Origin of the sequence: Protofrankia sp. Cr1 (assembly GCF_963555865.1) — a bacterium.
GTDB lineage: Bacteria > Actinomycetota > Actinomycetes > Frankiales > Frankiaceae > Protofrankia.
On record NZ_CAUVXO010000069.1, the window covers coordinates 2,333 to 16,633 of the forward strand.

Genomic DNA, 14,301 nt, shown 5'->3' on the forward strand with positions numbered 1-14,301 from the left:
GCCGTGTGCCGCGACGAGTGGCAAGCACGGTTCTGACGGGGCTCCGGCGCAGCAATGCGCCGGAGCTACCGGACACCAGCTCCACTGGGTCCGCGAGGTCACCTTCGCCGAGGACCACAGCCAGACCCGCACCGGAAACGGCCCCCACACCATGGCCTCGCTCCGCAACCTCGCCATCAGCCTCCGACGACTGAAAGGCACCACCAACATCGCCCAGGGACTACGCCACCACGCCCGCCGACCCGAACGCCCACTTCAGACGATCATGGACTGTTAACTCGAAAAGCGAAGACTTTGCCGGGGCCCTGGGACGGTAGGCGCATCGTGCCGGCCTCACAGCGCCAGATGTCACTGGGCGGCCAGCCATTCCTTTGTGCCGGTCTGGTCGACGCCCAGACGAAGAAGGACCTGCGTGCCGACTCCATGTTGGTCGGCAAGTACTCCGAGCAGGAGGTGTTCCGTGCCCACGTAATCGTGACCGAGCTGCTGTGCCTCCTGCACGCTGAGTTCGATAGACCTCTTGCCTCGCGAAGTGTAGGGGATATACTCGGGCACGTTTTCACGCCGTGGGCCGAGAACCTCGCTCATCGCCGCGCGCAACTGTTCCGGCGTCGTTTTCTCAGACAGGAACTTCCCCGCCAGTCCCTCCGGCTGGCTCAGCAAGCCGAGGACAATGTGCTCGGTACCAAGGTAGTCGTGCCCGGCAGCGCGCGCCTCCTCTTGGCTCGCGGCGATGACCGCCCGTGCGCGGGGAGAGAACCGGTCGTAGGCCGCTGCGTCAAGCTCGCCCGTAGCCGCAGACCTGGGAATAAAACGCTTCTGGGCGGCCTGCCTGGACACCCCCATGGACCTACCGATCTCGGCCCAGGTCATGCCTGACTTACGCGCCGCGTCCACAAAATGTCCGACCATCTGATCGGCGACGTCGCCCATCTGCTCGGACACGCCTACCGCCTCGGAGAGGTGCGCGAGTGCATCACCCTCAGGGTGAAGCCTGGTCACGTGGTTGACCAAACCATCGAGTGTCACCGGCTCATCCATGACACGATCATGACCTGGAAGCGCTGGCTTGTCAACCTCGGGATGACAAGATTGAACGGAGGTGTATCGAACAGGATCAACCCAAAGATGGAAGGACGCGCTATCAGCCTGCCGTGATCGCGGGAGGGGTCATGCGCGAGATGGCAGGGGTGGGTTGGCGTTGGTCACCACCGAACGATCGGGCGAACGTTGGCGCACCATCGTCCGCACTTTCGTCCGCACGCTCGAGGCTTGTCCACACCGGTGCGATTTCGCGAACGTTTCTTCGTAGGCCCGGCATCGCGACCATCCAAAACGGGAGTAATATAGTTGCCATGGCACGGTGAGAATAAACCTAACTTGCGCGAACCCGGCAGGCGGGTACCCGAACCGAGTTCTCCGTGCTACCTCACATCGCGAAACCGGGGCCCTCCTTCCATAAAATATGCGCCAATTTCTCGGACGTCCAGGGATGCCTTTTTATCTCTTAGTTAGGTGCACGGATGACACCTGAGCAGACTACCTTGTCCGGGCTCGCTCGCGACGTACGGGCCGACTTCCCGATCCTCGTGACGGATCTTGACGGCAAGCCGCCCGTATACCTGGACAACGCCGCAACGACGCAGATACCGCGTCACGTGTTGGACGCCATGTACAACTACTACTGTAATGACAACAGCAATGTCGGACGTGGTGTCCACACGCTCGGTATGCGGGCGACGGATCGGTTCATGCGGTCACGTGAGCGCGTCCGTGCCTTTCTGAACGCCGCCGAGGCACGTGAAATCGTGTTCACCAAGAGCGCGACCGAGTCGGTGAACCTGGTGGCGCAGGGTTTCGGAACCCAGGTTGTGTCGGACGGCGACGAGGTCCTGATCAGCGGGCTCGAGCACCACTCCAACCTGCTCCCGTGGCGACGGCTCTGCGAGCGGACCGGGGCCACTCTGAAGGTCGCGACCGTCGACGAGCACGGCGAGCTCTCCCTGGACTCCTTCCGTGCGAAGATCACCGAACGGACGCGGCTGATTGCGGTTGCACACGTCTCCAACGTCCAGGGCACCGTGAACCCCGTACGCGAGATCGTCGCGGAGGCACACGGTCACGGCATCTTCGTGGTCGTGGATGGCGCCCAGGCCGTTGCGCACCGGAGCGTGGACGTGCGGGACATCGACGCCGACTTCTACTGCTTCTCGGCGCACAAGATGTACGGTCCGCACGGTACCGGAGTGCTGTACGGCAAGGCCGAGCACTTCGAGCGGACGGAGCCGTTGCTTCTCGGCGGCGGCATGGCGCCGATCGCCTCGTATGATGGCCCGCTCGTTTCCGTGCCGCCGCTGCGATTTGAGGCGGGCTCCCCCAATATCGCCGGCATGGTGGGCATCGTAGCGGCGATGGACTACCTCGACGACCTTGGCCGGGACGAGGTCGGTAAGCATGATGCGGCGCTGGCTGTGCGCGCGGCCGAGGGGTTGCGTGCCCTGGGCGGCATCACCGTGTACGGCGCTCAGGTGCCGCGGGGCGGGATCATCTCCTTCAACGTGGATGGCATGAATCCGCATGACGTCGGCAGCCATCTGAACAGCTTCGGCATCGCCACCCGCACCGGCGTACATTGCGCATCTCCCTTTATCGACAGCCTCGGGATCATCGGGTCCGTACGCGCGTCGTTCGGTGTGTACAACTCGATGGAGGAGGTCGAGTTGCTCATCGCGTCGGTGAAGACGGCGTAGGAGGATAAGGACCGACAAGCTACAGGTCTTCCTCGACCAGCTCTGACCAACCGAGGCGTTATGCCGCGCCCGACCGGACTCGCTCCCATCGACAAGGAGCTGTCCGCGAGGGCACGGCATAACGGCGCGCCCGTCACAAGGCCACCGATCCGCGGGAGTTCAACGTCAGTACAGCGGTACCGCTGCCTTCGCCTTCACGACGAAGCCGGATCTCGCGCTGGCTATGATTCGCCGCTTCCATGAGGCCCATCCCCAGGTGTTGCACTGGTCGTGGGTGACGAGGTCTGCGGCGGTTTCCCTACGCTGCCGGCCCCGCTCGCCCTAGTCACGGTCGCCGGCCGCCGCTGGGGCGTCGAGGGATGCTTCGAGTCCGGCAAGAACGCAGCCGGTCCCGACCATTACCAGGTCCGGCTGCACCGCGCATGGCAATACCGCAATTTAAGAGACGGCATCGACAAGATCAAAACAATCCGGTCGATCTTCGGTGCGATTTTGGGTCCCGGAGCATGGCCCAGGCTTTTGCGAATCGCGGTCCGTGACCGTATTTCCCCGGGACCTGGATCTCGTCAGTCACCGATCGACGATAACGACCTCATACTCGTTAGCGGTTGGCGGGTAGCCGGTGTCGGCCGTGTCGGACTTGGCGTTGACGACCGCCAAATGGTTATCGAAGCCGATGGCGGTCGCCGGAAACTGGAAGGCGTCGTGTGTGATGACACCTTCGACCGTCCCGGACCTTAGGTCGCGGCTCAGCCGGATTCGTGACACCTGATTGACCCGGTTCTGCACCACCCACAGTTGCTGGCCGTCCAGCACGAGGCCGTCCGCCTTGGGCACGTCGACACCTTCGATCGTCCGGCTTACACCGGTTGCCGGGTCAACGGTGTAGAGCTTGCCGTTGGCCGTGTGCGACATGATCAGTGGCTCCCCGGCGTCGGGTGCGACGATCCCGTTCAGATTGAACTCGCCGCTGATGTCGGCCGCCGGGCCGGTGACTTGGACGGTCCTGGCCAACCCGAGCTCCCCGGTCGGGCTGATCGGCACGAAGTAAAGGACGGCGCTTGACGAGTCGCTGAAGTAGGCGCCCTGCCGGTTGACGAAGACTTTGTTGACCACCGTCAATCTCAGATCATCGATTTTGCCGAGCTGGTAGGTGGCGACGGTCGCACCAGTCTGGATGTCGTACACGTACGCCCAGCCGAGAGCACCAGCGACGAACAGCCACCCGTGCCGAAGATCGGCCCACATGCCCATGGCCAGCCGACCATCCGGGACGTCGATGAACAGCTCGGCAGTTCCGCGAATGAGGTCTCCCCGGAAGATATTGCCGAGGAACAGATCGCCGCAGTAGAAGGTATGGCCTGCCCCCTTGGCGATCCCTTGGGCCGACGTAGCTCCGGGGAGCACAATGACGTCGGTGGCCGGCACTGTGGCCACGGGGCCGTCCGTTATCCGTACCTCCGGCTCGTTCCGCAGCACCATGAAGATTGCCTCGTTTCAGTTATTCTTGGATCGCCGTGAGGATAATTTCGCGAAAATACCCAGGGTGCACAAGCCCTCGAGGTGTGGACGATGTACCGCACGAAAGTGCGCACCACGGCGCGCGGAGCTCCACACTTATGGAGCTACCCGCGGAGCGAAGCGTTGCTTACATTTCCTCTATGTCGACCCCCAGCCAGTCCGCGGCAAGCCCGTCACCCCCTACGCAGCCCCAGGCCGCGACGATCGTCATGGAAGCATCGAATGACCCCGGCTGGGGCATGTTCGTCTGGCTCGCCATGACCGTCGGCGCCCGACGCGGCGAGTTGTGCGTCCTGCGCTGGGGTGATGTTGACTTCGACACCGGTGTGCTCACCATCCGGTCCAGCATCGCTCAGGCCGGCGGCCGCATCTGGGAGGAAGGCACCGGGGTCGACCGGCAGCGCCGCATCGTGCTCGACGCACAGACGATCGCTCTGCTGCGCGCCTATCTGGCCCATTGCACTGCACAAGCCGCCATCCTCGGCATCGAGCGGCACCCGGACGCCTACGTTTTCTCGCTTTCGCCGGACGGCGGAACCGCGTCAGAGTCTGACGCGGTCACGGAGCGTTATGTTCGAATGTGCGCAGGTCTCGGCTGGAACATGCACCTTGACCAGCTACCGCATTACTCCGCGACTGAGCTCATCGCAGCCGGCGTCGACATGCGCGCCGTCATCTGGCGGCTGCAGCGCGGGCTTTCGCGTATCCAGCGACGGCCGAGGGCATGACTTGCACCCAAAGCCATGACCTGCTCCCTCGCCCCGGACGGATGGCGTGCCAGCGTCCTCGGGCGAGGTCGGCGAGCTGGGCCGGCGGCCGTCGGTCTCGCCCGCTCGTCATGGGTGGGACGACGAGACCCGGACCTGGTCCGCGAGCGGGACGCCGGTCTTCTGCGGCTTTCCGGACGGTGCGAGGACAATCGAGGCCGCGGCGGCCACGGCGGCGACGGCGGCGAACATTGTGTAGGCGTCGGTGAACCCCCCGATCGAGGGTGTGCTGGCGAGACCCGCGGCGGCGACGGTTGAGCCCGCCCCGACAAAGACGGCGGAACCGGTTGGGTTGAAGGTGTAGATGACGGCCGATACCAACCCAGCCTCGTGCTGAGCGACTCCAGCGAGGCCAGTGGTCGTCGCGGCGACGAACACCATGGTGCCGCCTAGTGCGAACAAGAAGACGCCGGGAAGGGCTTGGGCGAAGACGTTGCCGTGCGCCGACAACAGGCCGCTGAAAAGTCCGTTGCCGATGGCGACCAGGGCCAGGCCGGTGAAGGCGACGGCGCGGGTGCCGATGATGCCGACCAGGCGGCCACCCGTGATGGCACCAAGCACGCTGGCCAGAGCCGCGGGCAGGAAGAACAGGCCGGTCGCCTGCGCGCTGTAGCCGTGAAGGTGCTGCAGATACTGCGAAGTGATGAAGATGTCTCCGCCGGTCACGCCGGCCGCGGTGAACATAAGAAAGGCGCCGGTCGCGACCGGACGGCGCAGCAGCATGCCCGGGCTCATCAAGGGGTTCCGCACGATGCGTTCGACGAGCGCGAACACCCCGTACAGGACGGCGGCGGCCGCAATGGGCACCAGCGTGCCGAGATCTGCCCAGCCGTGGTTGCCGGCGTTGATCACGCCGTAGAGCAGCGAGCCGGTGGCGGCGGTGACGGTCACCGCGCCCAGCACGTCGACGCGCCGGTCGGCGTCCTCTATCCGGCGCTCTGGGACGAGGGCCGGCAGGATGACCAGCAGACCGACTCCGATCGGGATGTTGACGAAAAAGACCCAGCGCCAGCCAGGGCCGCTGGTGAGGAGTCCGCCGGCGAGCAGCCCTACGGTGAAGCCGATGCCGCCGAGGCCGGACCACACGCCCAGCGCCCTGTTGCGTTCCTCGCCCTGGAACATGCTGGTGAGGGTCCGCAGCGCGGCCGGGGACATCAGCGCGGCCCCGATGCCTTGACAGACGCGGCCACCGAGCAGCATGTCTGCGTTTTGCGCCAGGCCGCTGGTCAGCGAGGCAAGAGTGAACACCAGCAGGCCGATCAGGATCATCGAACGCGCGCCGAAGATGTCGGCGAGTCGGCCGCCAAGCATCAGCAGCCCGCCGAGGAACAGCACGTAGATGCTGACCGCCCAGGTAAAGGCGACACGGCTCAGGTTCAGGTCAGTGTGGATGGCGGGGAGGGCGACGTTGATCGCGGTGATGTCCAGCATCAGCATGAACTGCGCCATGCATATCGCAACGAGCGCTTTCCAACGGCGGGGGTCCGCGAACTCTGGTGGGTTGTGCATCACCGCGCTCCTCACTTGAACCTCGATGGCAGAACAAAGGACGTGTTGAGGCGACCTGTTGAGGCGACCTGTTGAGGCATTGACATGGTCATGGGGCGCGGACGCCTCTCGGAGCATTACGCTGGAAGGGTCCATGCCGTACACGGGACCTGCGCCGGCGCGGACCAGCTCGGCCCGCCGGGAGTCTAGGGCCGAGCCGATCTCACGGAACTGGTCGTCGGGCTGCACACCGCGCAGCGAGACCCCCAGCGTCGTGTTTCCCGCGGCCGACAGTCAGGGCTCGCGCCGGCCGACGAGGTGCTCGACGACGTGCTCGGCGTCAGCGCCGACTCCGGCGAACACCGACGACCCCGTGGAGTGCAGCCAGGGCAGCCCGACCGCGTACAGCCCAGGGTGGGTGGTGACCCCCCAGGTGTGCCGCGGGTACTCCCATTCGTCGAACACCGGCAGGTCCACCCAGCTGAAGTCGAGCCGGTACCCGGTCGCCCACACAACGGAACCGATGTCGGCGGCGGCTAGGTCGAGCTCTGTGCTGGTGGCCGGGGCGGGCGAGTCGCTGCGCGGGGGACGGTCGTCGGGCTGCGCGTCGATCCCGGCCGCCGCGATGTAGGCCTCGATCATCCGCCGGACCTGGTTGTCGAACTGAGTCTCGGCGAACACCAGCCGGTCGACGAGGTCGTCGCTGAAACGCACCGTCGTGCCGTCCGCCGACTCCAGCCGGCCGTACAGGCGAATGCCATCCCGGGCGAACTGCCGCAGATCGATGCTGTGGCCGCCGCCCTGGCCGGACACGATCGGGTTGCCGGCGAACCGCGCGGCCAGCGACGGGAGCTTCATTTCCACGCCCACCTTCGCGCCGTTCTGGAACACCTGGAGCAGCCACCAGCCGAGGTCGCGGCCCCGGTAACGGCGGGGAGCAGAGGAGCACTTCGAGACCGCCAGGTGGACCTCGCGGCCCGCTCGGTGCAACTCCTCGGCGATCTGCGCTCCGGATTGGCTGGCGCCGACCACGAGCACGGCGCCGTCGGTCAGCTGCCCGGGCCTGCGGTAGTCGCTGGAGTGCAGCTGCTGGATGTGCCCAGAGATCTTCTCGGACGCGGCCGGGATCTTTGGTCGCGGGTACGGTCCGGTCGCCAGAACGACGTTGCGCGTCTGAAAGGTTGTACCGTCCGCGTGCGCGACGAGGCCCCCGTCCGTGGCGGCCAGCCGGGTCACGTTGGTGCCTAGCCGGACCGGGGCGTTGATGAGCGATGCGTACCGCGACAAATACTTCACCACGTCGTCGCGCACCATGAAGCCGTCCGGGTCGTCGCCGTCGTACGGCATCCCCGGCAGCAGGAGCGTGAAGTTCGGCAGGACCAGGCAGAACTCGTCCCATCGATCGAGCCAGCCCCCGCCGAGTCGATCCCGCCGATCCACGACGAGGTGGTCCACTCCGGCCTTGGTCAGCCAGTAGCTCGTGGCCAGCCCCGCCTGGCCGCCCCCGATCACGAGTGTGTCAATCTGCTCTACGGTCTCCTTGCCCATCAATTCCGCTCGCCTTCCGTTGCACGGTTGGTGACCGTCGTCATTGCGGTCGGTCGACTGCTTCTCGTACCGCGCGCAGCACCGCGTCGGTAAGCGTGATCCGCTGTCCGTGCGGGTCGGTGGCCGGGCGCTCTGGGGCCGAGGTGGTGATGTCCCAGGCGGACGGGTCCAGGACGGTGGCGATCTCTTCGGCCGTGGGCATCAGGTGGGGAAGGCGCGGGCGCCGTAGCGTCGTCACCGTCAGGTCGGCCGGGTGGTGGCCGACGATGAGAAGTGTTCCGGCCGGGCGGACGGCCGCGGCTAGGCGACGGCACAGGGCGTCGCGCACCTGCCGGGGCAGATGCACGTACTGCATCGACACCAGGTCGAACTGCGCGGGGGTGGGATCCCACGTCGTGATGTCGGCCTGCCGCCAGGTGACGTCCACATCGGCGTCGGCGGCGTGCTGGGCGGCGCGGTCCAGGGCGGCCTGTGCCATGTCGACCCCGGTGACCTTCCATCCGCGCGAGGCGAGCCAGATCGAGTCCGCGCCTTCGCCGGTGCCGACGTCCAGCGCCGTGCCGGGTGGGAGGTCGGCGGCGGTGGCGACCAGCTGCGGATTGGGTTTGCCGCTCCAGGTCTGTTTCTCCGACCCGTACCGCTCCTCCCAGTAGTCCTGCGACAGCATGCGGACGGTGAGCCGGGTGTCCTCGGCGATCAGGTCGGCGTTGATCGCGGCGGCGGCAGCCGCCCCGCCGGTTGCCGAGCTCATCATCTGCGCCATGACGTCGGTGACGTTGCCGGCGACCCAGACCCCGGGTACCTCCGTCAGTCCCGTCGGGTCGGCCGCGATCGACTCCCCGACGCCCATCGGATGCGTGGTCGGCTTGAGGCCAAGGCCGACGAGCACGCCGGAGTTGGCCACCAGCTGCGGCCCGACGATCACCGCCGAGCAGGGCACGACCGTCTCGTCGGTCAGCCGCAGGCCGGTGATTCGGTCGTCGACCACCTCCAGCGATTCCACGGGCTCGTTGACCACGTCGATGCCCCAGGCGGTCAGCTGGGCCACCTGCTTCTCCGTCATTGCCGGGGCGGTGTGCTGGAAGAAGGTCACCTCGGGTGTCAGCTGCCGGAACATCAGCGCCTGACGCACGGCCCACTCCGTGTGAGTGGCGAGCACGCCGACGGGCTGGTCGCGCAGCTCCCAGCCGTGGCAGTGCGGGCAGTGCACCACGTCGCGGCCCCAGCGCTCCGCCACCCCGGGGACATCGGGCAGCTCGTCGGCAAGGCCGGTGGTCACCAGCAACCGCCGCGCCGTGATGGATTGGCCGTCGTCCAGGCTCACCTCGAACACGCCGTCGGTACGGTGCGCCGAGACAGCCGTCGCCGGCAGCACAAGCCCGCCGTAGCGCTTGACCTCCGCACGCCCGATCTCGACGAAATCGAGCGGACTGATCCCGTCGCGGGACAAGAATCCGTGCATGTTGTCGGCGGGCGCGTTGCGCGGCGATCCTGTGTCGACCACGACCACCGAACGGCGGGCCCGGCCCAATGCCACCGCGCCGCTCAGCCCGGCGGCACCGCCGCCGAGCACCGCGACATCGAAATTCTGTGTCATGGCGACAGAATCGGTCCCGTCGACAGGAGGACCAACTAAATTTGGCGGAATGGCAAACACGGATGAGGTACTGGCCGCAGTCGGGCCCCGGCTGCGCGCGATCCGCAAGCAACGCGAGACGACCCTCGTCGAGGTGGCGACCGCGACAGGCATCTCGGTGTCCACACTGTCACGGCTGGAGGCCGGTCGCCGCCGCCCCACGCTCGAGCACCTGCTGCCGCTCGCCCAGACGTACGGCGTGCAGATCGACGAGCTCATCGGCGCGCCGCCGACCGGCGACCGGCGCATCCACCTGCGCCCGGTGCTGCGCAACGGCATGACGTTCATCCCGCTGACCCGCCGCGCCGGCGGCCTACAGGCGCACAAGGTAATCATTCCGGCCGGACGCCGCACCGCCGAGCAGAAGGTCCACGAGGGCTACGAACGGATGTACGTGCTCCACGGCCGCCTCCGGCTGCTTCTCGGCGACCAAGACCTGGTGCTGACCGAGGGTGAGGAGGCCGAGTTCGACTGCCGCGTGCCGCACTGGTTCGACAGCGCCGATCCCACCCCGGTCGAGGTACTTGTCCTGTTCGGCCACCAAGGCGAACGCCCCCACCTCCGCGCCCGCGCCATACCGCGATAGCGCCCAGTCACGGTGACGGACTGCTTCACCAGCGAGTTCCTTGCTGCCCACCCTCAATGGCCCTTCGACGCGACTTTCACCGTCGACTCCCCCTCGCGCTGCGCGGCGCCGGTCCAGCGGCTCGAAGAACTACGGCGGCGACTCGCGCCCGGCGGGCGCATTGCGATCACCTCTCAGCCCGCGCCGTCGCCCGGGCATCGAGGGCCCCTCGCGCATCGCCTGCGGCATCGCAGACGTGCTCCGAGCCGGGCCGGCTTCATCCGGATGAGAACCGAAAGCTGTACGGCCGGCTGAAGTCGACGCCGACGCCGTGCACGTCGTGGAGCACATTGTCGGCCGGGGGGAGCTCTGGCGCAGGGTAAATGTGGCTCTACACGGTTGAGCGGGAGTCGCACGTGACCGATGACGTTCCGCGATCAGCCTGATGCGACGGAGCGTGACCAGTCTGGGCCAGGAAGGGGGACACACCCGCCTGTCCGGAAAGATCGCGTCTTGTCGAAGGATCGTGATCGCCGGGAGATGGGTGCGTCGTGGTTGAGGGTACGGGTTCCGTGCTGGCCGGGTTGCCGGGTCTGGGCGGGTTCGAGGTCGTCGCGGTCGAGCGTGAGGCCGACGGGTCGAGGACGGTGCAGGTGGTCAGCGCGCCGGGGACGGTGTGCCGCTGCCCGGGCTGCGGTGTCGAGTCCGAGCGGGTGCATGCCCGCGACGAGCACACGGTGAAGCACGTCGTCGTGGCGCCGCTGCGGGTGACCTGGGACAAGCGGCGGATGACCTGCGGGAACGGGAACTGCGAGCGGCGGGGCACCTTCGTCGAGGACGTGTCGCTGGCGGCGCGCGGAGGGCGGGTGTCGTTGGCCGGGCTGGACACGATGGGCCATCTGATCGGGGACGGGGTCGTCGCGGTCTCGTCGGTCGCTGACTGGGGCAGTGTGAGCTGGTCGACCGCGCACGGCGGGTTCATCCGGCTCGCCGAGCAGGCGGGGATCGTGGTCACCGGCCCGGCACCGACAGCCGACGCTGAGCAGGTCGATGCCGGGGAGACCGATCAGGCTCAGGTGGCCGTGGCCGGCGGCGGCGAGCTCGCTGGTGAGGCGGCGTCGGATGAGGAGACCCTCAGCCAGCTGCGTTCGGTGGTCGGACCGCTGCCGGAAGTGAAGGTGCTGGGGATCGACGACCAGCGGCGGGGCTCGCGACGGTTCCATACGGACACGACCAGCGGCCACTGGATCACCGACGCCGACTGCTGGAACACCGTGTTCATCGACTCGATCGGCGGACACGGCCTACTCGGTGCCGCCGAGGGGCGCGCGAACGCGCCCGTCGTCGCCTGGATCCTCGCCCAGTCCGAGGCTTGGCGTGCCGCGATCCAGGCCGTCACGATCGACATGTCACCGGTCTACCGGTCCGCTGTGCGCGCCGCTCTCCCGGCGGCGACGCTCCTTGTGGATCTTTTTCAGGTGGCCCAGCTCGCGACCAACATGCTCGATGACGTGCGCCGACGCCACACCCACCGGATGCGCGGCCGCCGCAGGATCCTTGACACCCTCACCGCCCTGGCGGAGACCGACGCCGAGGCCGCTCACGAGATTCGGGTGGCCTGGAAGGCGAGGAGCCTCCTGTTTGAGCTGCTCGCGCTCGCGCCCTCGCGCACCGGCCTGGCAACCAGCCGCACCGACGTCGACCGGGCCCTGCACCGGTTCTTCGACTACTGCGCGACGTTCGGCAAGGACATCGCCGAGCTCGTCACCCTCGCCGAGACGATCGACAGCTGGCGCAACGAGATCGCGAACGCTGTTCTCCTGGGGATCACGAACGCGGCCGCCGAAGGGGTCAACCGCCTGACGACGTTGATTTACAGGGTGGCGTTCGGCCTGCGCAACGTTGCCAACCAGTTGCGCCGGGCCCGCTCCATCGCCTCCCGCTCGACCCGCCCAGGCTGGCTACCCCGCGTCACCACCCACCCGCACACCGCGTGATCAGACGACTGCCACTCCCGCCCAACTGCGAAGAGCCGTAAATGTTGGCCCGCGCCATCGTCCGCACTTTCGTGCGGTACATCGTCCGCACCCTCGAAACTTGTCCACACCGTGTGGTCTCGTGAACGTTGTTCGTGGGTCCGGTATCGCGACCACCGAAACGGGAACGATCTTGTGATCTATGGCGCGGAGCATGTGCGCTGCCGATAGTAAGTCCTCCGCCGCCCTCGACGATGAACACACCGGCTCGGGAGGGGGCAGCGAGCTTCGTGGCGTTAGCTGACATACCGCGCCGGCGAGTGGGCGGCCGGAAGGGATGTGGTCGACGGGAAATTCTAAATGCTCCGTGGACGAGACTATCGAGGTCCTCGCCGAACGCTTTCCCCCACCTTCAGTGCCCGCCGAGCGCGGACATCTGCTACGCCACCCAAAACCGGCAACTGGCCGTCAAACACATCGCCCCCACGCCGACCTCGACTTCCTCGCGGCACGCGGCTGGGATTGAGTCGAATCCGTCCGAACCGCCGATGAGTCGATCACTTTCGGCCTTCCCCATGAACTCGGCGCAACCCGCCCACGATCGGGTTCGCTCGCCGAATAGCGGTCGCCCTTCGCCCTACCTCACCGAGGAGATTCGTTATGCCGCAGTACTGCTCGGCGGTGGGTGTCGCCACGACGGAGGCGACGGACTGGCACGCCGAGGCGCGTCGTACCGCGTTCCTCTTTCAGGACGGGGTACTGCTCGCCGCGGCCGTCTCCGCGTTCGATGCGCTCGCGCTCCTGGACGGGAAGCCATACGACACCGGTGTCCTGCCCGGCACCGGTTACCTGGCTGCTGCCTGGCACTGCCTGGCGGCAGCCGGCTGGATCGAATCCGACCCCGCCCCGGCCTGGACCGAGCGGGGCCTGGAGGCGCTGCGGCTCCGTGCGCGGCTCGTCGCGGGCGGGGCGTTCCTCGCTCACTTCGACGACAACGCTCCCGACTGCTGGACCACTCCCTGGGACGGCGCCACCTCGGCGGCCTTCATCGCCCTGCTTCGTGATCACGAGCAATGGCGGGCTGACGCCGACCCGGCCGACCCGTTCACGACTTACCTCGACGCGACCCTTGCCGTGCCGGCGATCCTCACCCTGCGGGGCACCGCAAGCCTGCACCGGCCGACCGGCGACTTCGCGCGCTTGTTCGGCCTCCTCGGGTGGCTCGATCGCGGCGGCGGCTGGACCGAACTGGGGCAGGCCTGTCTTGCCTTTTCCGGCCACTGCGGCCTCGTCGGCTCGTATCTGCCCATGCTAAGCCGGCTGCAACGGCTGTTCCGCGGGGAACTGGTGGTCACACCCGGCGACGACGAATGGCACTGCCAACGACGAATCAACGTAGAGGCCAGCTCAGCAGCACACCGGCGGTACTTCACGGACACAGACCCGATCATCCAGGAGATATTCCGCCGCACACCCCGCCCGTCCTTCGTCGCCGACATGGGCTGCGGAGACGGAACCTGGCTCGCCCATCTGCACGCCGTCCTCGGGAACGGCATCCGGTACGTCGGCATCGACGCCAGCCCCGTGGCCCTCGACCGAGCCCGCGATGTGCTGAGCGCTGCGGGCGTGCCCGACCCGCTGCTGCTGATCGGCGACGTCACCGACCCCGACGCCGTGCGCACGCGGCTGGCCGAGCACGGCCTCGCGATCGACGACGGGCTGCACGTCAGATCGTTCCTCGACCACGACCGCACCTACCTGGGCGTGGATCCGTGCGACGAGGTCCCGGGCTGGTCCGCCGGCGTCCATCTCGCGCCCGACGGGAGCCCGCTGAGTGCGCGCGAGGTCGAATCGGACCTCGTGGCCCACCTTCGGCGCTGGCGGCGGCACGTCGGCAGATTCGGGCTGGTCGTCATCGAGGCCCACAGCGTGGCCCCGAAAGTGGCCCGCCATCAGGTCGGCGCGTCGCACTCTGCGGCGCTCGACACCTACCATGCCCTCTCGCACCAATATCTCATCGAGTACTCCGCGTTCCTGCGCTGCTGCGGAC

The 14,301-nt window shown here is 67.2% G+C and carries 10 protein-coding genes and 2 pseudogenes; 7 read left to right on the top strand and 5 right to left on the bottom strand.

Annotated features, from left to right (window positions below):
• Positions 1–277 (top strand): annotated as a pseudogene (locus U9980_RS08675) (ISAs1 family transposase); the annotation flags it as partial.
• A 71-nt stretch (positions 278–348) separates the two neighbouring features.
• Here U9980_RS08675 and U9980_RS08680 read toward each other — a convergent pair.
• Positions 349–1,041, bottom strand: coding sequence for a Clp protease N-terminal domain-containing protein (locus U9980_RS08680; protein WP_322767458.1), 693 nt, complete (start codon positions 1,039–1,041; stop codon positions 349–351).
• A gap of 482 nt (positions 1,042–1,523) precedes the next feature.
• Here U9980_RS08680 and U9980_RS08685 point away from each other — a divergent pair, with 482 nt between their 5' ends.
• Both U9980_RS08685 and U9980_RS08690 read left to right on the top strand, forming a co-directional pair.
• Complete coding sequence (locus U9980_RS08685) at positions 1,524–2,750, top strand: cysteine desulfurase (protein WP_322767459.1); 1,227 nt, start codon at positions 1,524–1,526, stop codon at positions 2,748–2,750.
• Between the two features lie 306 nt (positions 2,751–3,056).
• Positions 3,057–3,191: pseudogene (locus tag U9980_RS08690) on the top strand (IS701 family transposase); the annotation flags it as partial.
• A 129-nt stretch (positions 3,192–3,320) separates the two neighbouring features.
• Here U9980_RS08690 and U9980_RS08695 read toward each other — a convergent pair.
• The gene (locus tag U9980_RS08695) at positions 3,321–4,232 is read right to left on the bottom strand and encodes a hypothetical protein (protein ID WP_322767460.1); all 912 of its coding nucleotides are present in this window, start codon (positions 4,230–4,232) and stop codon (positions 3,321–3,323) included.
• Between the two features lie 248 nt (positions 4,233–4,480).
• Between U9980_RS08695 and U9980_RS08700 the strand changes: the two genes are divergently transcribed.
• The gene (locus U9980_RS08700) at positions 4,481–4,999 is read left to right on the top strand and encodes a tyrosine-type recombinase/integrase (RefSeq protein ID WP_322767461.1); all 519 of its coding nucleotides are present in this window, start codon (positions 4,481–4,483) and stop codon (positions 4,997–4,999) included.
• A 108-nt stretch (positions 5,000–5,107) separates the two neighbouring features.
• Here the strand turns inward: U9980_RS08700 and U9980_RS08705 are convergent, their stop codons facing one another.
• The 3 genes from U9980_RS08705 to U9980_RS08715 all read right to left on the bottom strand — a co-directional run bounded on the left by U9980_RS08705 (position 5,108) and on the right by U9980_RS08715 (position 9,671).
• Positions 5,108–6,547, bottom strand: a complete 1,440-nt coding sequence (locus U9980_RS08705; RefSeq protein WP_322767462.1) for an MFS transporter — start codon at positions 6,545–6,547, stop codon at positions 5,108–5,110.
• Positions 6,548–6,820: 273 nt separating this feature from the next.
• The gene (locus U9980_RS08710; RefSeq protein ID WP_322767463.1) at positions 6,821–8,074 is read right to left on the bottom strand and encodes an NAD(P)/FAD-dependent oxidoreductase; all 1,254 of its coding nucleotides are present in this window, start codon (positions 8,072–8,074) and stop codon (positions 6,821–6,823) included.
• Between the two features lie 40 nt (positions 8,075–8,114).
• Positions 8,115–9,671: a bifunctional NAD(P)/FAD-dependent oxidoreductase/class I SAM-dependent methyltransferase gene (locus U9980_RS08715; RefSeq protein WP_322767464.1), complete on the bottom strand. Its 1,557-nt coding sequence runs from the start codon at positions 9,669–9,671 to the stop codon at positions 8,115–8,117.
• Positions 9,672–9,720: 49 nt separating this feature from the next.
• Between U9980_RS08715 and U9980_RS08720 the strand changes: the two genes are divergently transcribed.
• The 3 genes from U9980_RS08720 to U9980_RS08740 all read left to right on the top strand — a co-directional run.
• Positions 9,721–10,296, top strand: a complete 576-nt coding sequence (locus tag U9980_RS08720; RefSeq protein ID WP_322767465.1) for an XRE family transcriptional regulator — start codon at positions 9,721–9,723, stop codon at positions 10,294–10,296.
• Between the two features lie 530 nt (positions 10,297–10,826).
• Complete coding sequence (locus tag U9980_RS08730; RefSeq protein WP_416210200.1) at positions 10,827–12,272, top strand: transposase; 1,446 nt, start codon at positions 10,827–10,829, stop codon at positions 12,270–12,272.
• A gap of 639 nt (positions 12,273–12,911) precedes the next feature.
• The coding region (locus tag U9980_RS08740) for a class I SAM-dependent methyltransferase (protein ID WP_322767466.1) at positions 12,912–14,301 on the top strand (1,390 nt) is incomplete at its 3' end.